The organism is Lacrimispora xylanisolvens (assembly GCF_002934545.1).
Taxonomy (GTDB): Bacteria; Bacillota; Clostridia; order Lachnospirales; family Lachnospiraceae; genus Lacrimispora; species Lacrimispora xylanisolvens.
Genome location: NZ_PTJA01000003.1, coordinates 26,236 through 45,461, shown reverse-complemented (window position 1 = coordinate 45,461; position 19,226 = coordinate 26,236). Strand labels below are relative to the sequence as shown.

The 19,226-nt window shown below is 40.0% G+C and carries 26 protein-coding genes and 1 other RNA gene; 5 read left to right on the top strand and 22 right to left on the bottom strand.

Annotated elements, in window-relative coordinates; genetic code table 11:
* Positions 1-16 precede the first annotated feature (16 nt).
* The 5 genes from BXY41_RS05955 to BXY41_RS05935 form a co-directional block, all read right to left on the bottom strand.
* Positions 17-1,330, bottom strand: a complete 1,314-nt coding sequence (locus BXY41_RS05955; RefSeq protein WP_104435786.1) for an ATP-binding protein — start codon at positions 1,328-1,330, stop codon at positions 17-19.
* Entirely contained in the window at positions 1,327-2,034 is a 708-nt protein-coding gene (locus tag BXY41_RS05950) for a LytR/AlgR family response regulator transcription factor (RefSeq protein WP_104435784.1), read from the bottom strand. The genes BXY41_RS05955 and BXY41_RS05950 overlap by 4 nt, the downstream gene beginning before the upstream one ends.
* A 138-nt stretch (positions 2,035-2,172) precedes the next feature.
* Positions 2,173-2,403: a hypothetical protein gene (locus tag BXY41_RS05945; RefSeq protein ID WP_104435782.1), complete on the bottom strand. Its 231-nt coding sequence runs from the start codon at positions 2,401-2,403 to the stop codon at positions 2,173-2,175.
* A gap of 125 nt (positions 2,404-2,528) precedes the next feature.
* Positions 2,529-2,981: a cupin domain-containing protein gene (locus BXY41_RS05940; protein ID WP_242980064.1), complete on the bottom strand. Its 453-nt coding sequence runs from the start codon at positions 2,979-2,981 to the stop codon at positions 2,529-2,531.
* A gap of 2 nt (positions 2,982-2,983) precedes the next feature.
* Positions 2,984-4,183, bottom strand: a complete 1,200-nt coding sequence (locus BXY41_RS05935; protein ID WP_242980055.1) for a winged helix-turn-helix domain-containing protein — start codon at positions 4,181-4,183, stop codon at positions 2,984-2,986.
* A gap of 114 nt (positions 4,184-4,297) precedes the next feature.
* Between BXY41_RS05935 and BXY41_RS26625 the strand changes: the two genes are divergently transcribed.
* Positions 4,298-4,468, top strand: coding sequence for a hypothetical protein (locus BXY41_RS26625; RefSeq protein WP_170072239.1), 171 nt, complete (start codon positions 4,298-4,300; stop codon positions 4,466-4,468).
* Positions 4,469-4,483: 15 nt separating this feature from the next.
* On the opposite strand, the gene BXY41_RS05930 is transcribed toward BXY41_RS26625, so the two are convergent.
* Positions 4,484-4,816 (bottom strand): DUF5655 domain-containing protein, encoded by a 333-nt coding sequence (locus tag BXY41_RS05930; RefSeq protein WP_104435778.1) that lies wholly within the window; start codon positions 4,814-4,816, stop codon positions 4,484-4,486.
* A gap of 132 nt (positions 4,817-4,948) precedes the next feature.
* Positions 4,949-5,323, bottom strand: a complete 375-nt coding sequence (locus BXY41_RS05925; protein ID WP_104435776.1) for a nuclear transport factor 2-like protein — start codon at positions 5,321-5,323, stop codon at positions 4,949-4,951.
* A 399-nt stretch (positions 5,324-5,722) separates the two neighbouring features.
* Here BXY41_RS05925 and BXY41_RS05920 point away from each other — a divergent pair, with 399 nt between their 5' ends.
* Positions 5,723-5,995 carry a GNAT family N-acetyltransferase gene (locus BXY41_RS05920; protein ID WP_104435774.1) on the top strand — a complete coding sequence of 91 codons (273 nt, stop codon included), beginning with the start codon at positions 5,723-5,725 and terminating at the stop codon, positions 5,993-5,995.
* A 56-nt stretch (positions 5,996-6,051) separates the two neighbouring features.
* Here the strand turns inward: BXY41_RS05920 and BXY41_RS05915 are convergent, their stop codons facing one another.
* Positions 6,052-6,549, bottom strand: coding sequence for a YcxB family protein (locus BXY41_RS05915; RefSeq protein ID WP_170072237.1), 498 nt, complete (start codon positions 6,547-6,549; stop codon positions 6,052-6,054).
* A 445-nt stretch (positions 6,550-6,994) separates the two neighbouring features.
* On the opposite strand from BXY41_RS05915, the gene BXY41_RS05910 reads away from it, so the two are divergent.
* Complete coding sequence (locus tag BXY41_RS05910; protein WP_104435770.1) at positions 6,995-7,330, top strand: HTH domain-containing protein; 336 nt, start codon at positions 6,995-6,997, stop codon at positions 7,328-7,330.
* A 9-nt stretch (positions 7,331-7,339) separates the two neighbouring features.
* On the opposite strand, the gene BXY41_RS05905 is transcribed toward BXY41_RS05910, so the two are convergent.
* The 9 genes from BXY41_RS05905 to BXY41_RS05865 form a co-directional block, all read right to left on the bottom strand.
* A complete protein-coding gene (locus BXY41_RS05905) occupies positions 7,340-8,050 on the bottom strand; it encodes an MIP/aquaporin family protein (RefSeq protein ID WP_104435768.1) in 711 nt (236 codons plus the stop codon).
* A 40-nt stretch (positions 8,051-8,090) separates the two neighbouring features.
* Positions 8,091-9,584, bottom strand: coding sequence for a glycerol kinase GlpK (gene glpK / locus BXY41_RS05900; RefSeq protein ID WP_104435766.1), 1,494 nt, complete (start codon positions 9,582-9,584; stop codon positions 8,091-8,093).
* 51 nt (positions 9,585-9,635) lie between these two features.
* Positions 9,636-10,016, bottom strand: a complete 381-nt coding sequence (dhaM, locus tag BXY41_RS05895) for a dihydroxyacetone kinase phosphoryl donor subunit DhaM (protein WP_104435764.1) — start codon at positions 10,014-10,016, stop codon at positions 9,636-9,638.
* Between the two features lie 13 nt (positions 10,017-10,029).
* A complete protein-coding gene (dhaL, locus tag BXY41_RS05890) occupies positions 10,030-10,650 on the bottom strand; it encodes a dihydroxyacetone kinase subunit DhaL (protein WP_104435761.1) in 621 nt (206 codons plus the stop codon).
* Positions 10,651-10,668: 18 nt separating this feature from the next.
* The gene (gene dhaK / locus BXY41_RS05885; RefSeq protein WP_104435758.1) at positions 10,669-11,658 is read right to left on the bottom strand and encodes a dihydroxyacetone kinase subunit DhaK; all 990 of its coding nucleotides are present in this window, start codon (positions 11,656-11,658) and stop codon (positions 10,669-10,671) included.
* Positions 11,659-11,699: 41 nt separating this feature from the next.
* The gene (locus BXY41_RS05880) at positions 11,700-12,272 is read right to left on the bottom strand and encodes a glycerol-3-phosphate responsive antiterminator (protein ID WP_104435756.1); all 573 of its coding nucleotides are present in this window, start codon (positions 12,270-12,272) and stop codon (positions 11,700-11,702) included.
* Between the two features lie 481 nt (positions 12,273-12,753).
* A complete protein-coding gene (locus BXY41_RS05875; protein ID WP_104435754.1) occupies positions 12,754-13,218 on the bottom strand; it encodes an immunoglobulin-like domain-containing protein in 465 nt (154 codons plus the stop codon).
* A 67-nt stretch (positions 13,219-13,285) separates the two neighbouring features.
* On the bottom strand, positions 13,286-13,669 hold the full coding sequence (locus tag BXY41_RS05870; protein WP_104435752.1) for a VOC family protein: 384 nt from the start codon (positions 13,667-13,669) through the stop codon (positions 13,286-13,288).
* A gap of 99 nt (positions 13,670-13,768) precedes the next feature.
* Complete coding sequence (locus tag BXY41_RS05865) at positions 13,769-14,152, bottom strand: VOC family protein (protein WP_104435750.1); 384 nt, start codon at positions 14,150-14,152, stop codon at positions 13,769-13,771.
* A 176-nt stretch (positions 14,153-14,328) separates the two neighbouring features.
* Between BXY41_RS05865 and BXY41_RS05860 the strand changes: the two genes are divergently transcribed.
* A complete protein-coding gene (locus tag BXY41_RS05860) occupies positions 14,329-14,646 on the top strand; it encodes a hypothetical protein (RefSeq protein ID WP_104435748.1) in 318 nt (105 codons plus the stop codon).
* Between the two features lie 41 nt (positions 14,647-14,687).
* Here the strand turns inward: BXY41_RS05860 and BXY41_RS05855 are convergent, their stop codons facing one another.
* From BXY41_RS05855 to BXY41_RS05845, 3 genes are all read right to left on the bottom strand, one after another.
* Positions 14,688-15,149 (bottom strand): GNAT family N-acetyltransferase, encoded by a 462-nt coding sequence (locus BXY41_RS05855; RefSeq protein WP_104435746.1) that lies wholly within the window; start codon positions 15,147-15,149, stop codon positions 14,688-14,690.
* Between the two features lie 20 nt (positions 15,150-15,169).
* Positions 15,170-15,613: a GNAT family N-acetyltransferase gene (locus BXY41_RS05850; RefSeq protein WP_104435744.1), complete on the bottom strand. Its 444-nt coding sequence runs from the start codon at positions 15,611-15,613 to the stop codon at positions 15,170-15,172.
* Positions 15,614-15,708: 95 nt separating this feature from the next.
* Positions 15,709-16,761 (bottom strand): NAD(P)-dependent alcohol dehydrogenase, encoded by a 1,053-nt coding sequence (locus BXY41_RS05845; protein WP_104435742.1) that lies wholly within the window; start codon positions 16,759-16,761, stop codon positions 15,709-15,711.
* 584 nt (positions 16,762-17,345) lie between these two features.
* Here BXY41_RS05845 and BXY41_RS26620 point away from each other — a divergent pair.
* Positions 17,346-17,630 carry a putative quinol monooxygenase gene (locus BXY41_RS26620; RefSeq protein WP_170072235.1) on the top strand — a complete coding sequence of 95 codons (285 nt, stop codon included), beginning with the start codon at positions 17,346-17,348 and terminating at the stop codon, positions 17,628-17,630.
* A 112-nt stretch (positions 17,631-17,742) separates the two neighbouring features.
* Here the strand turns inward: BXY41_RS26620 and ssrA are convergent.
* Positions 17,743-18,085, bottom strand: a transfer-messenger RNA (tmRNA) gene (ssrA, locus tag BXY41_RS05835).
* A gap of 75 nt (positions 18,086-18,160) precedes the next feature.
* On the bottom strand, positions 18,161-19,204 hold the full coding sequence (locus BXY41_RS05830) for a ribonucleotide-diphosphate reductase subunit beta (RefSeq protein WP_104435737.1): 1,044 nt from the start codon (positions 19,202-19,204) through the stop codon (positions 18,161-18,163).
* Positions 19,205-19,226: the final 22 nt, after the last annotated feature.

The following is a 19,226-nucleotide window of genomic DNA, read 5'->3' as shown; positions in this document are numbered from 1 at the left end:
ACTGCCAGATTTTTACTTAATCCTCTCTGGGAAGAGGAATGACCACATTTAGTTTAAACCAGTTATCCTTGGTATCAATGGTTACCCAGCCATTGTATTTTTTAACCGTATATTTAATGCTTTTGATGCCATACCCATGATACTCCTTGTTGGCCTTAGTCGTTGCCGGCTGATTATTTTCAAACTGGATATTTCCTTCAAAATAATTCTCAAACCGCAGGACAACAAAGTCTTTTTTGGATAGGACTTCCACGTGAATCAGACGTTTCTCCTTTTCTTCGATTTGTATGGCACATTCAATGGCGTTATCCAACGCATTTCCCAGAATGGTGCAAATGTCCATCACATGAATGAAATTTAACAGCTTTCCATCCACCACAGAGGTCAGCTCGATCTCATGTCTCTGACAGGTCATACTTTTCCCGGTGAGTATGGTGTCCACCACGGAATTCCCTGTTTTGTTCTGGGCTTCATAGGTACGGATCTCGCTTTCCATTTCGTCTAAGAATGCCAGGCGTTTCTCAGAGTCCTGCTCTGCCCTTAGAACAGCGATCTGATGTTTTAAATCATGGTATTTCCGGTTGACCATCTCGATGCTCTCCCCGGATTTTCTGTACTGGGAATACTGGCTCTGCAGGATGTTACGCATAGCCTCCAGATCGTATTTTACCTGCATCTCCTGTCTTAATATGTGATATGCAAAAAGGATGACAAGACCGCTTAGATCCACCAGAGTCCTGATGTTAAAAATCTCTTTTGTAATCTGGCTGCTGAATGGAGAATTGGAATATACAAAGCTTAAATTGCTGACGAAAAATACAGTTACTCCGGTAGCGGTCACAAACAGCAGTTCTTTCAGCGTAATCGTTTCCTTCCGGATATGTTTTCTTTCCAAAAAATAAGCGCCTCCAAATACAGCTCCGAAGACGATGAAAAAAACAAGAATGTTAAGCCACATCTCCGATATCTGGGTACTTAATACAGCATTATAATAAAGCTGCCACTCTAACGATGCCGTAAATTCTGCCAGAATAAATGACCGGACACAGTAATACCCTGCACTGCCAGCCGTAACCTCACAGGTGATCATAAAATATACCTGCATCAGGCCGATTGCCAGAAGCATTCCGGGAATCCACAGTGACTTGGGAAATGTACCTGCTGCCAGCTGTATCCCGCATTGCAAAAGGCACGCAGCACACATAACTGCTGCCAGAGAAGGTCCTTTCAATTTCCTTTTCAGATTCAAAACATAGATGGTGCATGCAGCCCATTCCGCGATCCCCGTGTACAGCCTTGGAATCTCTGTCAGCGCAATATGGTTCATCATAAAGCCCCTCCCAGATAATTGGTCAGTTCCTCCATAAATTCCTTTTTCCTGGTTCTGCTGATGGTCAGCCGGGCTCCCTTCATCAGCACACAGCCCTCCTGCACGCTTTCCACATGTTCCAGGTTTAAAAGATATCCCTTACTGCAGCGGAAGAAATTTAGCCCCTTCAGTCTTTCCTCCACCTCTTTCATCGCCCCAAAGGTCACATATTCCCCTGTCAGTGTATGATAAATAAGCCGGTGTCCCAGACTCTCAATATAATAAATATCCGGCAGATACAGCTTCACCGTACCTCCCTTTATATTAACTGCCATATATTTTTTCACATTCCGGTTGATACGCCCGATTACCTTATCAAGTCTCTGGGAAAAGGAAAAATAGGAAACCGGTTTTAACACATAATCGGTTGCCCGGACAGTGTAACCCTTAATGGCATACTGTGCCATATTGGTGATAAAAATAAGAATCACCTCCGGATCTTTTTCCCGGATCAGCTGTGCTGCCGTCATTCCGTCCATAAATCTCATCTCTATATCCAGTAAAATAATATCGTACTCTGCTTTATAATTTTCAACGATTTCATCTCCGTCAGAAAAAGTGAGAATGCTAAACATCTCATTTCGTTCGTTCTGATACCGGAGTAAATATTCCTTTAGCTGTGATACACTCCCTGCATCATCATCCACGATTGCAATTCGAATCATAACTCTCTCCTCCAGTGGGTTAGTCAATACATATCTTTAAGGATACACCAATTTTTTCCAGCTGGCAATCAATTTGGATTATGATTCATTGGCCAAAAAATAAGAGATACCAAAAAGGTACCTCTCATCATATTCTTCTTATTTTGTTCTGGATAACAGGAATTCCTTTAAATCCGTGATAGTCATCTTCTGCTGATCCAGAATGGAAGATACTTCCTTAAACTGTTCCAGACTGATCTTTTCCTGGATTTCCTTTTCTTTTTCTATTAATTCAGTAATTGAATTCTTATGCTGCTGAATTGATTCCTGTACGTCTGCCAATTCCTTTTGAAGCTTTTCCAGTGATGATTTTCTTACTCCTCTAGCCATATTTAAGTCTCCTTGCTGATTCTGGTATTCTGACCATATATTAGCAATTATTGAAGTAAAAATCAATATTATTACCATAAAATGGAATTGGTAATTTTTTCCATATTTTTTGAAAAAAAGTTCTCTTAACAATTGGGATCGGATGACCATGTTTCATCTAGCTGGTTCCCTTTAAATACACGTCTTAAACCATTGGACTTTTGCATATAAACATCCTCATCGGGATAATAACAGGTATCCTCATTCTCCTTTGTTCCCACATCAAGAATTACCAACGCTTCATTACCGGAATTAAAGAATGTATGAGCGATGTTTTTTCCTGCCGGTTTTGCAATAAAATCATCTTTTCCTACTTCCTGTTCCTGTCCATTTAACCGTAAAGTTCCTTTTCCGGACAAAATCAGAAAAAACTCCTCCTGTTGTGAATGGCTATGGTATTTCGTGCTGAATGCCCCTGGTGGAACGTAATCAATATTTACATAAAGTTTCTGGCTTCCGGCTGCATCCCCTAATGATTTGGTAACCAGTCCGGCTTCATCGTTCCAAATAAACTGCTTTGATAATTTTTCTATATTCATTTTTATATTTCCCCATTCTGGTCTGATTTTACCATTATAATATCTTTGCATTGATTAAATAACGAAAATCTCCTGATTGCTGCATCAATGGCCTCATCCATCCTCTTCGTCCGTTTCACATCTGGTTCTAACCATATATTTTTTACCAGTAATGTCTGTTTTTTGGTGTCAGCAGATGCTTCAATTCTGCCTATAAAACGATCACCGTAAATGACTGGCAGCACATAGTGACCGTATCTGCGTTTATCTGCCGGTGTGTAAATCTCCCATTTATAATCAAATCCAAAAAGTGCCTGTATTAACTTTCGATCCCACATTAAATTATCTAATGGTGCAATGAATTCACATCTTTTTTTCCAGCTGTTCTGATCAACACACTGTCTGGCAAAGGGAATGTCCTCCACCCGCATATAAAGTTCTTCTTTAATCCCTTCTACATGAACGGCTTCTATCTTCTGTTCCCTGAGAAGCCGGGTAAAGGCGGCGCTTCTCTCCGCTGATTTTAGCCCTCCGATGTTCAGCCATGCATCTGAAGCCCTGTTCCATAACAGACCCACTGAGCCGATTCTGCGTAAAACACGCCATGTCTGATGGTCATGCTCATCCAGGTAAGGCTCAGGGGCTGATAAGATTGTCCTCGGAATACAGTTTTCAATCAGATCATAGTACTTGATGGATCCTATTTTATGATGAACAGCCAGCTCACCGGTAAAATACATATGCTCAAGCACTGCTCTGGACAGTTTGGTGCGGCTCCAGTACCAGTCCACCTTATCCGGCATATCAAGATCCCCGGAACACACCGGACCGTGATCTGTAATGTGTTTTCTCACCTGACTCCGAGCCCCGCGAACTGCCTCATGACTTCTCTCCCATTGCCGGTGCTGCTCCCGGTAACGTTCAAAATACGGCCAGTCATCAACAGGAAAAATTGCCAGGTTTTTATCAAAATAATCGACTAGTACACGATCCTGATATAAAAGATCAGAAAGCATTTCTTTAGAGAACCGCTTGATTCGTGACTGCAAAACCAACTCAGCATTTTTACCGCACACATCCACCGGGTCAAACTGGATACAGCCTGCCTGACGGATAAATTCCATAATTCCCTGTTTTCCCTCAAACCGGTAGTCTCCAAGCAGTCCCTGCTTTAAAAGCAGAAAGCGGCAGGCCTGTCTCTTTGTAAATGATATCATTTCCATCTCTTCCCTCTCTTTGCAAATGTCCCTTATATATGTATTACTCTCAGAAAATACCAGTGTACTTCACGTAATTACTGATGTAATATAGTAAAAAAACGTAAGGGGTAATACATAATGCCAAATTCATATTTTAACAAAAATAACTCTGACCAGAACGGCCTGGTACTGGGCATCAGCGTTGGTTTGATCTGTGCTTCAGTAATTAATAATCTATTAATTGGATTAGCAATGGGAATTGTCTTTGGTATGTTATTTCAAAAGGGATTTTTCAGAAAAAAACTGTAATACATAGAATCAGGATTATTTCTCCATAAGCGTTTCCTGAAAAATTGTTTGAAACAGAGAAACAGGTTCCTGATTCAAATAGATTTTAAGCATTCCTTTGGGCGTCATTTTATATTGCTCCAGCTCGGTCTTATGGGGCAATAATGCGGAAGCCTCAACATTGATATGATCCTTAAACGGGATAAGACGGACAAACTTATCTCCCACATAATAGCTTGGTAATTTAGCCCACAGCCGCTCCTCTGCTTCACATGGTATGCTTTCCATAATCTGCTCTCTTAGTTTCATAAAGAGCTGTTTTAATTCGTCACTGTATTTATTCAAATAATTTTGTACGTCTTCATTCATAAGAAACCCCCCCTTTTTAAGTATATTAACTCCAACACCTCCCGCAGTCAAGAAGAGTTACCGGAGCGGTCATTTCCATGTGATTCCCTTCACTGTCTTTAAATTAGCAAATAGTAGGGATTAAAATACATCTCATAGAATCGGCATGCCTAATCTCATGTTCCGGCGCCATTCAGGAATTTCACTATCATCGCCCCAATACTCATCCAACTGTAGAATCTTACCTTGTTCCACTTGAAAAAATGAAACAACATGGAAGGATACCTCAGAAGACCAGATATGGGCCACAGTAATAATCTGATCACCATTCTGCTCCATTCGTTCCATTGCACCATTCCATTTCCCCGGATATTCACAGTTGGCTTTTATAAATTCAGGAACAGTGAACTGTTCGTTTGTACAATGCCAGCGGATTACCCCTTTCTCATGAAAAAATTTCAGAAGCTCATCTGCATTTTGTTCCGCCACATACTTCCAATAAAGATTCATTCTTTTTCTTTCATTCATACTTCATTCCTCCAGTATCAGACTGCCCAAAATTCATTGAACATAAAAACATCTTATCACAGAAAAAAAGACAGCTGTATGTCATGTTTTGTAAAGAAAAGGTATTAAAATATTTCAGTAAAACATCATATAAAATAATTTATTTTATGTATAAGCCAATATCACAATAATACGTTTTATTCACAAAATTTCCACACTTCTCACATATTTTCAGCTTTACATAATGATGTTTTTAGGTTATACTTACTATAACTCTTCTTTGGAGCATCGTTTCCCCAATTTCTACGATGCTCTTTTTTTGTCCTCATTTCGTTATGAATCATAATACATAGAGAACTTCTTGAACCTTTCTTCATGAAATGATATAATCATTTCATTACATGACAGGAGGTATTATATATGAACTTTACCTACACCCCTAATAAGGTTGCACTTTATCATTCAGACAGTAATCTGCTGGCTGAAGTTACATTTCCAGACGTAGATGACAACACGGTTAATATCAATCATACCTTTGTGGATGATTCTCTCAGAGGACAGGGCATCGCAGGTCAGCTGATGAAAGCGGCGGCAGATCATCTGCGCTCGGAAGGAAAAAAAGCAGTTCTGACATGCTCCTATGCTATCACCTGGTTTGAAAAGCATCCGGAATATCAGGATTTGCTAAAATAAATAACATAAAAATTGCAGGTCTGAAACATCAGATCTGCAATTTTTATGTTATGCTTTTATTTTTTTATTTTACCATCTATAAATTTTTTGAAGCTTTCTATATCTCCTTCGATAAAACCATTTTTATCGAGAGGAATAAACATTCGCCCTTCTAAAATAAGTATAATCAAATTTTTAGTCTCTATCTGTCTTAAAATATGTTGATACGAAATCTCCCGTTGATTTTTATTTTCTGTGGTAATCAGGATGAGATCCTTAAACTCAACCATGCATTCACAATCAGACTTCCCGTACATTACCTGCATACGCCGCAGATTTAATCGAATCACTTTTTCCAGCTTCGCAATCAATACTCCCGCCAGAAACACTGGGGCTGCCACATTAAATATGGTCAATACACCAATGTCGTGCTTCATAAATCTCATAACAAAATTAATAATAATCAATAAGTACACAATTAAAAACGGGATTATCAGCTTCCGGTAATAATCCAGCATAACTGCATAATGGTATTCCTTCATGACCTTTTGAGTATGGATACATCGGTTTTTCATCTTTTTCCCCTTGAATCTATATTTTATTTTCATTTTATCAACTGAATCATCAACAATCAATGATAAAATGGGACAAAGATAACTCTTTTTCCGCCCTATGCCTCATTTCTCCGATTTTCCAAACTTTTCTATCCCTATTTTGTGCATACCAGCAAACAACTCTTTATTCCTGCCTCGCCGTCATGATCTTGCGCGGCATAGACAGTATCTTTTCCCTACGTATGCCCTGTTTCTTCAATTTTATTCCTTATAATGTACCCAATAGAGTGGACACGGAAAAATTATTTTTATGCCCAACTTTTTGAGCAGACCCATTCCGTAGACACGATTTTTTATGTCTCACACCTAAAATTTCTGGTTGGTCCCATGTCAGCACAGACAGTTCGCCCAAAGTCGTTTTAGGATCGCCAATACTGTGATATATTAAATTTATTGGAGGTACGTTATGTCCACGAACAGAAAATTCACAGAGGAGGAAATGAAAATCCTCAGAGAAAATCCAAACATTGTATCCGTCAGCCCTACAAAGCTTACCTATTCGCTCGTATTCAAACAGAAGGCCGTTGCTGAATCGGAGAAGAAGGGGATGACCGCTGTTAGGATATTTGCCCTGGCCGGTCTGACACTGGAGCTCCTTGGAAAGCCGCGTATTACGGCTGCCATGAAGTCCTTTAAAAAGGAAGCCGCTTGCCTATGCCCCCATATGAGGATAAGCCAGGTAAATCAGCATGGACCTGCTAGTTTACCCGGCTTACGATTTCACTTCGGTATTGTATATTAATTTTTTATTCTACCAGGGAATTGCATTGAATAACAACACAGCCACAAGTGCGCCAATCACAGGACCAACTACCGGTATCCAGGAATATTTCCAATTGGAATCACCTTTTCCCTTAATGGGAAGTAAAGCATGGGCAATCCTGGGGCCTAAATCACGGGCCGGGTTAATGGCATATCCAGTTAAACCGCCAAGAGACATACCAACGGAAACAATGATACCAAATGTAAGCAGTTTGTCAACGCCTGGGGCTAAGTTTGCCACATTTCCAATACCTTTGATTGCAAAAACAAGCACGAATGTTCCAACTGCTTCGCTTAACAGATTCAGTCCGGTATTGGGTACAGATGGACCTGTGGAAAACACGCCCAGCTTTGTTGCGGCATCTTCTGTAAGATCAAACTGTCCCTTAAACAACACATAAACAAGGGTTGCTCCAAGAAATGCTCCAAGTAATTGTGCAATGATGTATGTTGGAACTACATTCCAGCTTACAGATCCCTCTGCCGCCAGGGCGATGGTTAATGCAGGATTAAAGTGTGCTCCAGAAGAGGCTCCGAAAATAAAGGCAGGCAGCATAACTGCAAGACCCCATGCAAATGTAATCTGGACCGGTCCGGCCCCTTTCATCCCCGACTTATTTAACGTAACGTTTGCTACTACGCCATCACCAAGTAATATCAGCAACATGGTACCGATCAGTTCTGAAATAAAAATCAACATACTCCCTTACCTCCTGAAATCTCGGTTGATAGAAACGATATCATTCCTTTGCCCAGCCATAAGAACATTTCACAGCTTTATTCCAGCCATTTACAAGTTCTGTTCTCTCAGCTTCGGCCATATCGGGACGGAATACTTTGTCAATCTGCCAGTTCTTTACAACCGCTTCCTTACTCTCCCAGTAACCCACCGCAAGCCCTGCAAGATATGCAGCTCCCATGGCAGTCGTCTCTACACACACCGGTCTGTGCACCGGAGCTCCCATAATGTCAGACTGGAACTGCATCAGGAAGTTGTTTGCACTGGCTCCGCCATCCACTTTTAATGTGCTGAGGGTAATGCCTGAGTCTGCCTGCATAGCGCTTATTACATCATTTACCTGGAAAGCCAGTGATTCAAGAGTCGCCCGGATAATATGGTACTTGTTGACTCCTCTTGTGATACCTACAATGGTTCCTCTGGCATATTGATCCCATTGAGGCGCGCCAAGCCCTGTAAATGCAGGGACTACGTAGCAGCCATTGGTATCTTTTACCTTTTTCGCCATATACTCAGAATCCTGTGAGGAATCAACCAGCTTCATCTCATCACGAAGCCATTGTATGGCAGCACCCGCCACAAAGATGGATCCTTCCAGAGCATAGTTAACCTTTCCGTCAAGACCCCAGGCAATTGTTGTAACCAATCCATTTTTCGAATATACAGGCTTCTCTCCGGTATTCATAAGGAGGAAACATCCGGTTCCGTATGTATTTTTCGCTTCTCCGGCTGTAAAACAGGTCTGGCCAAACAGAGCGGACTGCTGGTCTCCTGCTGCACCGCCAATGGGGATCGGACCGCCAAAGAACTGGGAATCAGATTCTCCGTACACAAAACTTGATGGCTTCGCTTCCGGAAGCATACATTCCGGAATATTTAATTCTTTTAAGATATCCTGATCCCATTTCAGCTCCTGTATATTGAATAACATGGTTCTTGATGCATTGGAATAATCCGTCACATGAACCCTGCCCTTTGTCAGCTTCCATATGAGCCAGGTTTCCACTGTACCAAAGAGCAATTCTCCTGCTTCGGCCCGTTCTCTGACGCCCTCCACATTGTCTAAAATCCATTTCAGCTTGGTTCCTGAGAAATAAGCATCAATGATCAGACCTGTTTTTTGCCTGAATGAATCGGTGAGTCCCTTTTCTTTTAAAGAGTCACAATACTCAGAAGTACGTCTGCACTGCCATACGATTGCATGATATACCGGCTCTCCAGTCGCTTTGTCCCAGACAATTGTTGTCTCTCTCTGATTTGTAATACCAATTGCAGCAATATCTTCAGCAACTGCACCAATCTTAGACATTGCTTCAACCGCTACTCCTAACTGGGAAGACCAGATTTCATTGGCATCGTGTTCAACCCAGCCGGGTTTGGGGAAATACTGTGTAAACTCTTTTTGAGCCACACTGCACATCTCACCCTTCTCGTTAAATAAAATGCATCTGTTGCTGGTTGTTCCTGAGTCCAAAGCCATTACGTACTTCGCCATCAATAATACCCTCCTTTGATTTATTCATTTAATAAGTACTTTACGTACCTTTTAAAACTTGTTAACATATCCTGATTTAGTCAGATTCCGGTATATCAATTCCAAAGACTGACCCCCTGCTGCTGCAATGGTTCCAGCAACGGCACCTTCCACCAGAGGGCAGTCAACCATTTTAACTTTGTGATTCTCCATGGATTCCAACACCATTTCTGTTGTCATCACGGCACTTCCCATATCCATAAGTACCAAAACACCGTCTCCGCTATTTGCCTTTTCTATGGCTTCTGAAATAAGCTGATAACTGGTGCCAAAACTCCCGTCCTCCAGCCCACCGGCGGGAATAACTGTGACGCGCTCCGCCATGAGCCTGGTAAAATCAGCTACACTTTCAGCTAACATCCGGCTGTGGGAAACAATTACAAAACCGACCATATATTCCCTCCTGTCACATCTGGGAAGCGATTGCTTCCAAAAGGAATACAAATGACGTTGCGCCGGGGTCCTGATGGCCGATGCTGCGTTCACCAAGATAAGCCGCTCTTCCCTTTGTTGCAATAATTGTCTTTGTATACTCAATTCCTTTTCTTGCAGCAGTAAGACCTTCCTCCATTGACTTTTTCCCATCACCGGAAATCGTCCACTCCTGTTCCATTGCACGTTTTGCAGGCAGCATGGCATCAAGCATTGTCTTTTCACCCTCTGCAGCCTTTCCCCGTGCCATTACTCCATCAATGGCACACGCAAAAGCCTCTAAAAAATCGGGAAACGTAACTTCTTCTTTCCCTTTTAAAAACATTCCTGCTTTCATAAAAGCGGTGCCATATAATGGACCTGAGGCACCTCCGACCGTAGACACCAAAATCATTCCAAGGTTTTTTATCATATCACCAGCATCCATCTTCGCCAGTGAATCTCTTTTTTTGATTACTTCAGAGAAGCCTCTTGCCATATTAATGCCGTGGTCCCCGTCACCAATCACATTATCAAGCTCAGTCAGAAACTCTTTCTGTTTTTCCATAGTAACTGCCATCTGATCAATTACCAGGATTATTTTTTCTTTGTTCATCTCATCACTCCATTATCATCATGCTTTCCATGCGGGTGTATCGGCTTTTTCATCTAACAGCGATTTTAACTGCGCATCTAATTTCAACAGGGAAACAGAAAATCCTTCCATCTCAATGGAGGTCATGTATTCTCCAACGTAGGTCTTATAGACAGAGATGCCCTTTTCTTTCAAGACGTCTGATACCCGGTTGTTAATAATAAAAAGCTCCATCAGAGGAGTCGCGCCGGAACCATTAACCATAACCGCCACTTCGCTTCCCTCATAATCAATATCAGAAAGTATCTTATCAAGGAGCAGATCCACGATTTCATTGGCTGTTTTTATTTTCTCCCGGTGAGTACCGGGCTCGCCATGTATTCCAATCCCAACCTCCATCTCATCTTCTGCCAGCTCAAATCCCGGCTTACCTGCGGCGGGTACGGTACAGGGACGGATTGCAGCACCCATCGTACGGACATTAGCGATTACTTTATTAGCTGTTTCCTGAACCTGACCCAGGTCATCTCCCCTCTCAGCTGCAGCTCCCGCTATTTTATGTACAAATACTGTGCCTGCCACACCTCTTCTGCCTACGGTGTATAAACTGTCTTTTACAGCTACGTCATCATTTACAATTACCTGTTTTACCAGAATTCCATCGGCCTCTGCCATTTCTGCTGCCATTTCAAAATTCATTACATCACCGGTGTAATTTTTAATCACCATTAATACACCGGCATCATTTGCAATTGCTTTGATCCCTTCATAAATCTGGTCAGGAGTGGGGGAGGTAAATACTGCCCCTGCCACTGCAGCATCTAGCATTCCAGTTCCTACATATCCTGCATGGGCAGGCTCGTGACCGCTTCCGCCGCCGCTAATCAGTGCAACCTTATTTTCTTTTTTATTCCTTCGGACTACTACATTTCCGCAGTCAAGCTTTCGTAAATCCTTTGGATATGCTTTAACAAGTCCCAAAATCATTTCGTTCTCTGCCTGATCCACGTCATTCATGAACTTTTTCATCTTTAACTACCTCCTCACAATTAAAAACAGTTTCTTTTTCACTACATAAACCATACCGCCTGGTCAGAGGTTGATATGGAAAGCGCACCGCTTCCTAACGCTGACATCACATCTTCTTTATCTGAAATCAGTCCGCCTGCAATTACAGGCACTTTGCTGATTTTACAGACCTTCTTTATTACTTTTGGCATAACTCCGGGCAAGATCTCAATGACATCGGGATGTACCCCACAGGAAACATTCTGCTTTTCAATATTCACCAGAGCCATGGAATCAATCACAAAATATCGCAGTACCGTATAAAGTCCAATCTCTTTTGCCCGCTGGATCAAAGATTGTTTGGTGGTTATAATTCCATCTGCTTTTGTATGTGTTTTAATAAAATCTACAGCAGCCTCCTTTCCGCTTAATCCAACCAGCAAGTCCATATGTACCATAATGATGTTATCTTCTTTTTTCACTTCGGCTACGATCTCACTGATATTGCAAACGTCTCCAAATAATATGAAAATCACTTTAACATCTGATTCTGCACATTTCTTTAAGCCAGCCATATCTTTTACTGCAGCAATGATAGGGTTGTTTTCAATAACAGTCCATAATTTGTTGTCCACCTTCAACACTCCTTACTTGTCTATTGACCAGCTTTCGTAAATATGAATATATTTTTTCTTTCAAAAAAAAGAGTGCATAACGACTAATCAGCATTTCTGCTGCCGTATCTGCACTCTTCTCTCTAGGATTTTACTTATATACAATATAGCACACATTTGTGCATATTGCAATATTTATTTTAAATTATTTTAATTTTATTGTATGTATTGCATTGTTTTTTATTTAACATAATGCGTTTTATATACATATTGCATAGTTTAATTTTAGTTTTTTGCAAATTAATACATGCCATTTGACTGTTTTCTACCAGTTTCAACGGGGTTGTACCGTCACGTGATTGAATGTATCCTACAAAAAAGCAGTTAAATCTCTGTGATTATCAACAGGATAAGACTAAATGTGCGTTACCTTTGTTATTAGTTTCACATTGTTGACTTGTGAGGGTAATTTCTCCATGCAGGGATCCAATGAAATGATTGCTTATAATGAGAAGTCTGCACTAATAAAATAATCTTTACCCGAGTCTTGTTGCGGATCACTTCTAAACCCTTTAATGATTCGATATTCTCCAGGAGCTAATCTTCCATATAATATTTTAAAATCAACAGACCATTGGAAGCTGCTTCCCCTTTTTAGTTCATAGCCCATAGAAGTAAACATAATATCGTCATTGACCGGTAATGAATACCACTTTTGTCCATCTTTCACTTCAATAATATAATCTTCACCAAATATTACAGAAACATCAGAAGAGGAATTAATGCAAACTGTAATTTTCGTATCAGTTATTGATTCAACGGTCATGGTGATATCACAAAAATCATTTAGTATCACGTTACTTTCAGATCTATGAAAAGCTTCATCTCTATTATTAAAAATGTTTATACAAATTAACAGCAAAAAAAGTGACACACTAAAAGCCAGAATAACTATCTTTTTTATCATTCTCTAATCCTGCAGTATTTCCTTATTTATGTTCTAAAAAGCTCAATATACGCTATACCACTTACTTTTAATGATTCCATACAACAAAACAAAACGGATGTCCGGCGGGGTCCAGCATAGTAATCCATTCTTCACCGCCATACTGTTCATCTGCTATTTTTGCACCTAATATAGTGGCATTTTCCACTGCTTCCTTTAGCGCACTCTTATCCTCTACAGCAAAATCCAAATGCGCCATCATCTGTTGCTGTCCCAGCTTGGCAGGCCAGGTGGGGGGAACATAATTTTCATCATATTGAAAAGCGATTCCCATTTCGTCTTCATTGGAGTGTATTCCTACAAATGTTTCTATTTCATATACTACCGGCCAATGTAAAAGGCTTGTGTAGAAAGACACTAATTGCGGTATATCCCGACATTCTAAAATTACTGTTTTTAATTTTATGCTCATTTCAATACTGCCTCCTCTTTATTTCTTCCATCGTAACAAAGAAGGCAAATACTTGAAACCTTAATGATAATTAGAAATAACGTTGAGTTTTAGCGACTGCTATTTTTGTTTCATACCAAAAGCAATCCATCGCCCGTCAATGTCTTCTAACACAAATTCCAAATTATTGTAATCTGTCATCTTTAGTGGGCGAACAATTTTGGCGCCTTTGCTTATAAATTCATTTTGCAATTCTTCCTGATTATCCGTAATAAAATAAGAATCTTCCCCGTAACCATACAACTCCCTGTTCGTGTAAACTTTGTCGGTATTAGCTTTTGTCAGAACCACCTCCACACGATCACGGTAAAGACAAATATGGGGCTCCTCTACCTCTAAATATTTAACCACCCTAAATCCCATAACTTCATTATAAAATTTAGCGGTCTTTTCGATATCTGGTGTGGGAAACACTGCCAGTATCGAATAAAGTGTCTTTTCCATACATAACCCCTCCTTATTATATCGTCTAAATGAAATATATCTATTTATAAACTACCATTAAATTAACCACTTATCAATATGAAGTCAAACTAAAAGCAACTTTATAAACGATTGACAATTCAGTGTTATAATACTACCATATGATTGAAACTCTACATTGAAAGGAGAACAACACTATGTTAGATGCAAGTTGGCTGAATATAGCAAGCCTTATATTGGGGCTCATTGCATGGGCACTTCCTGTTATTAACCTGGTACAATATAATAAGGCCAGCAAACTTAAATGGGTTATATTTTCCTCAACAAGTATTAGCGTATGCGGGATTTCTCTGTATATGCAAATCCTGTATACTGATTATCTTGTAAAAATAAAAGACTGGTCTGCACTTACGGACACTTCAGGCGGAGTGGTCTCAAATACTGGATTGCTCCTTGTAGTAACAATCATGCTCAACTTAGTCACGTTGTTATTACGTTATAGAAAAAATCAGTAAACTGATGAATCTCAGTTTTTTTCTGTTTCATTACCTCCATATTATGTTCCGATAGAATTCTGCTGAGCACTATCTTCGCATAAACGTTTGGAGAATTTAAAATGGAAGTTATTCATACCCTCTCTCATATAAAAATGATGGGTATTTTCCCGCAATTGATTGCAGGCCACTTCAATTTGTGAACATCCGTTAATTTTTGCAATCTGGCAGCTTTGGGAAAACATTTCTTTTCCAATGCCTTTGTTTCTGTATGTATCTGCAACTGCAAATTCAAGGATTTCTGCGATATTTTCTGTATGATGCAGCTGCGCTTCAAAACGTAAGTTCAAAACACCAATCACTGCCCTTTCCTGTTCACAGACCAGACAATAATAGTGGCAGTCACTTAACTGATCCTGATAGATTGTATAAAATCTGTCATAGGAAAGTTCCCTGTTTTCCATTTCGCATATTAAAGAATGGATTGCTATACAATCGTCTAAATTGCCTTTTCTGTAATTCATTCGGATAGCCTCCTTGAATTTTAAACCAATCGCATATATAAAATCGGATAAGGATTCCCCTGCTCATCCGTGTCAGTTCTTTTATAGACCTGAAATCCCATGTGCTCATAAAACGCTTTCGCTTGTGGGTTTTGTTCATTCACTCCTAATTCATTTATGGAATAATTCTCTATCCCATAATGGATCAGCTGTTTTCCTAATCCCTTTCCACGATACCCGGGGGATACAAAAAGCATTTCTAATTTTCTATCTTCAATTCCCATAAATGCAACAGGATTATTTTCATCATTAAATGCAACAATCAGATGAGCGATTGAGCTCAAGGCCTGTGGAATATACCTGGATATATCTTTAATCTCTGAATCAGATAAAAACAAATGTGTTTCTCGAACTGATTTGTCCCAGACTTCAAAAAGTTGCTTTGTCAGTACCGTATTTAATTCTTTGACTTCAATCAATTTCATAGTTACTCTCTTTCTTGATAACGAGTGCCCGCCGGACACACTGAACCTGGAAAAGTCTGGATAACTTCAGACTTTTCCAGTGAAACTTATGGGTATTAATTAATAAAAACTACAGGTTTAATCAGATCCTTTGGCTTTTGATCCATTAAATAAAAAGCATCTTCAATTTTTGATAAACCATTATAGCGATGTGTAATCAGTTTTGTTGTATCTATCCTACCATATTCAACCAAATTAAGCAATTTTCTAATTCGACGGGCGCCACCAGGACAGAATCCGCCGCGAATAGTTTTATCGGACATGCCAAGACCCCATGATGATGTTGGCATAGAGAGCACGTCCTGAGCGTCAAAGAAATTAACATTGGAAATATATCCACCCGGAACCGTCATTTCAACTGCCTGCCGAAGAATATCGCCGCTTCCTCCTGCAATAATGACAGAATCAGCGCCGCCTTTGGTTAATTCAATTACCTGTTTTACGATATCGCCATCTTTGTAGCTTACGATGTCTGTTGCTCCGTATTCCTTTGCAATTTTAACACAGTTCGGACGAGTACCGATTGCAATCAGCTGACCAGCCCCCTGCAGTTTGGCTCCGGCAACTGCCATAAGTCCAACAGGACCTATTCCGATTACAACAACCTTATCACCAAATCTCACATTTGCGTTTTCTACACCATGAAAACCAGTAGACATCATGTCCACTGTCATTAAAGCAGCCTCTGGCAATACGTTTTCTGGCAAAAGTACCAGATTAGCATCTGCCTGATTAACATGAAAATATTCCGCAAACGTGCCGTCTTTGGAACCCAGGAATTTAAAACTTTTCATGAGTCCTTCATCATGTGCATTATATTCTCCCTGTACATTTTCAGCGAGCCAGTTGGGAGTCGTACAAGGTACAACGACCATATCACCTGTTTTAAAATTATTAACCAGATTGCCCACTTCTACTATCTCACCAACAGCTTCATGTCCAAGAATTAAATCTTTGCGTTCTCCGAAGCCACCATGAAGAAGATGGTTATCAGAGGAACATGGGGCGAGTACGATTGGGCGGATAATTGCGTCTAAAGCCCCGCATTTCGGGCGTTCTTTTTCAATCCAGCCCGCATTTTCAATAGAGTGCATTCCAAAACCTTTCATTATGTATACCTCCTTTTCATTATATAAAAGAGTATATGACATCGATAAAATTATATCAATATTTTTTTACTTATTTAATAATTAATCGTTTGTTGATAAATGGCAAAAAAATCGTCCAAATCACTTTTGTCGACTTTTCAAATCTGGCTGGCTGATTCTTATAACAAAAAAAGAGACACCGGGGTGCCTCTGCTGGTTTGATCATTCTTTTTAGTCTTCTTATAATATTTGGTGCCTCTACTTCCTTTTATTTTTTTTATAATATTCAATTGCTTCAACAATAATTGAAATAACTAATACAATGTTAATTATATTAAGTATCACTAATAACATATTCTCCCCTCCCTCTTCATCATACCACTACGGGCAGGAAAAGGAAAGAGATGGGGTTGGCTACCATCTCATACTGCAGAAATGATCTCCCTTCTAAAAGCTTATATATTGACCATTCTGAAACCTTGTTTATTCGCTTCCTCATCAAAGTGTACCATAAATTAACCAAATATCAGATTAAGTTAACATTAAGTATATTAAATTATTCTTTTATGTTAAGCTTAAAGAAAAAATTATATCAGGAGAAAAATATGATTAAAGTAATTGCAAGAAGCGTCATAAAAGAAAATCATTTATCTGACGCATTAGAAATCTATAGGCATCTGGTTGCTGAAACCGTAAAAGAAACTGGCTGTATCGCTTATGAATTATTTCAAGAACTTAATAATCCCAATATCTTAACCTTAATTGAAGAATGGGAGGATATGGAGGCTTTGCAGCGTCATACTCAGACGCCACATTTCATCACCTTAGTTGAACAACTTTCTTTATTTGAAAAAGAATTACCAGTTCTGATATATAAAAAATTATTTTAGACTATCGTGCAGATGTTGATTAAATTTCAAAAATCACTTTAACATCTGCACTCCTTATGCAACATGATATAAACACAAAAATAAAAAAGCCTAGTATTTACTAGACTTTTTCGAGTGGAGCAGACGGGATTTGAACCCGTGTCCAAAAACCAATTCCCTGTTCTTCTACTATCATAGTTAGTTCATTGACATTCCCTCCACAGTCCGGGAACTAACACCCTGGCTGCTTCAGTAGCTTCATCATACACCCGTATGCTCAAAGCTTTGCATACGTCGTTTCTCACATAGTCGATGCCGGGATCTTAAAGTGTGAGTGCTCTAAGGCCGACAAGCTGCATTAAGCAGCTAAAGCTAATTTATTATTGTTAGCGTTTATATTTAGGTTTGCCATTTAACGCATCGCATACGGATAGCTTCACCAGCTGCATAGCCCCTGTCGAAACCAGTACTGCCCCTAACTGGTACTCTTCAAGCGAGCATTATCATAGTATCACGAAAAAAAATAAATGTCAACATCCACTGCGTTCCATTTATAGATCGTCAATCAGGGCGCTGCTCTTGGCATATGCGGTGCTTCTTGCTTCAAAAAAATCAGTTTTTATTAAATTTGCGTTGCTGTACTGGCTGACCCAGGACATACTCTCCGGTTCTCTTTCATGCCCCTCGTAAATCCGCTCCCAGCCAAGACTTTCACACCGGAAATTCCCAAGATACATGATGTAATCTGTGATCATTTCCTTTGTTAATCCGGGAACCTCATCTCCAATGGCATAGATTCCCCATGCGATTTCCTGTTCACACCCTTCTTTGATCATACTTCGGTACTCACTGATGCATTCCGGTGTAAACAACTGGGGTTCTTCCTTTTTCAGCTCCAGAATGATGTTGCGAAACAGCCACAGGTGTGTATTCTCATCCCGGTTAATATAGCGGATCTCCTGAGAGGAACCTGTCATTTTATGATTTCGTCCCAGATTGTAGAAGAACATAAAACCACTGTAAAAATAGATTCCCTCCAGAATAAAGTTGGCAACCACTGCTTTCAAAAATGCCCGGCTGCTCTTGTCTTTCTGAAATTCATTATACAGATCTCCGATAAACGTGTTTCGTGCCAGCAGATGAGGATCATTCTTCCACTGATACAAAACCTCATTTCTCGTCTGGGGTTCGCAGATGGTATCTAACATATAGCTGTAGCTCTGACTGTGAACCGCCTCCTGAAAGGTCTGAATTGCAAGGCAGAGATTGATCTCATTGGCTGTCACATATTCGCTGATAGCCGGTAAGTTGGCTGTCTGGATGCTGTCTAAAAACACCAGAAATGATAAAATCTTATCATACGCTCTGCGCTCACCAGGACTTAAAAGAGGATAATCCTTACTGTCTCTTAACAGATTTATCTCTTCCGGTATCCAGAAATTATTCATAGCCTGACGATACCAGTCACTTACCCAGCCGTATTTCATATTGTTAAAATCATTGAGATTGGTGGTATTGCCATTAATCATGCGCCGATCTCTTACTTCCACGGATCCTTCCGGATTAAATAGAGGTCTTTTCTTTAACTGTTCCATGGGTTCTGGTTCCACTCTCCTT

Coding starts and splice junctions, on each gene's coding strand:
- BXY41_RS05830 (WP_104435737.1), bottom strand. CDS start 19,204: ATGGAACAGTTAAAGAAAAGACCTCTATTTAATCCGGAAGGATCCGTG.
- BXY41_RS26625 (WP_170072239.1), top strand. CDS start 4,298: ATGCCAAATTCATATTTTAACAAAAATAACTCTGACCAGAACGGCCTG.
- BXY41_RS05905 (WP_104435768.1), bottom strand. CDS start 8,050: ATGTTGATTTTTATTTCAGAACTGATCGGTACCATGTTGCTGATATTA.
- dhaK (WP_104435758.1), bottom strand. CDS start 11,658: ATGAAAAAGTTCATGAATGACGTGGATCAGGCAGAGAACGAAATGATT.
- glpK (WP_104435766.1), bottom strand. CDS start 9,584: ATGGCGAAGTACGTAATGGCTTTGGACTCAGGAACAACCAGCAACAGA.
- BXY41_RS05945 (WP_104435782.1), bottom strand. CDS start 2,403: ATGGCTAGAGGAGTAAGAAAATCATCACTGGAAAAGCTTCAAAAGGAA.
- BXY41_RS05950 (WP_104435784.1), bottom strand. CDS start 2,034: ATGATTCGAATTGCAATCGTGGATGATGATGCAGGGAGTGTATCACAG.
- BXY41_RS05935 (WP_242980055.1), bottom strand. CDS start 4,183: ATGGAAATGATATCATTTACAAAGAGACAGGCCTGCCGCTTTCTGCTT.
- dhaL (WP_104435761.1), bottom strand. CDS start 10,650: ATGAACAAAGAAAAAATAATCCTGGTAATTGATCAGATGGCAGTTACT.
- BXY41_RS05865 (WP_104435750.1), bottom strand. CDS start 14,152: ATGGAAAAGACACTTTATTCGATACTGGCAGTGTTTCCCACACCAGAT.
- BXY41_RS05845 (WP_104435742.1), bottom strand. CDS start 16,761: ATGAAAGGTTTTGGAATGCACTCTATTGAAAATGCGGGCTGGATTGAA.
- BXY41_RS26620 (WP_170072235.1), top strand. CDS start 17,346: ATGATTAAAGTAATTGCAAGAAGCGTCATAAAAGAAAATCATTTATCT.
- dhaM (WP_104435764.1), bottom strand. CDS start 10,016: ATGGTCGGTTTTGTAATTGTTTCCCACAGCCGGATGTTAGCTGAAAGT.
- BXY41_RS05850 (WP_104435744.1), bottom strand. CDS start 15,613: ATGAAATTGATTGAAGTCAAAGAATTAAATACGGTACTGACAAAGCAA.
- BXY41_RS05925 (WP_104435776.1), bottom strand. CDS start 5,323: ATGAATGAAAGAAAAAGAATGAATCTTTATTGGAAGTATGTGGCGGAA.
- BXY41_RS05920 (WP_104435774.1), top strand. CDS start 5,723: ATGAACTTTACCTACACCCCTAATAAGGTTGCACTTTATCATTCAGAC.
- BXY41_RS05940 (WP_242980064.1), bottom strand. CDS start 2,981: ATGAATATAGAAAAATTATCAAAGCAGTTTATTTGGAACGATGAAGCC.
- BXY41_RS05930 (WP_104435778.1), bottom strand. CDS start 4,816: ATGAATGAAGACGTACAAAATTATTTGAATAAATACAGTGACGAATTA.
- BXY41_RS05915 (WP_170072237.1), bottom strand. CDS start 6,549: ATGAAAAACCGATGTATCCATACTCAAAAGGTCATGAAGGAATACCAT.
- BXY41_RS05855 (WP_104435746.1), bottom strand. CDS start 15,149: ATGAATTACAGAAAAGGCAATTTAGACGATTGTATAGCAATCCATTCT.
- BXY41_RS05870 (WP_104435752.1), bottom strand. CDS start 13,669: ATGAGCATAAAATTAAAAACAGTAATTTTAGAATGTCGGGATATACCG.
- BXY41_RS05910 (WP_104435770.1), top strand. CDS start 6,995: ATGTCCACGAACAGAAAATTCACAGAGGAGGAAATGAAAATCCTCAGA.
- BXY41_RS05875 (WP_104435754.1), bottom strand. CDS start 13,218: ATGATAAAAAAGATAGTTATTCTGGCTTTTAGTGTGTCACTTTTTTTG.
- BXY41_RS05860 (WP_104435748.1), top strand. CDS start 14,329: ATGTTAGATGCAAGTTGGCTGAATATAGCAAGCCTTATATTGGGGCTC.
- BXY41_RS05955 (WP_104435786.1), bottom strand. CDS start 1,330: ATGATGAACCATATTGCGCTGACAGAGATTCCAAGGCTGTACACGGGG.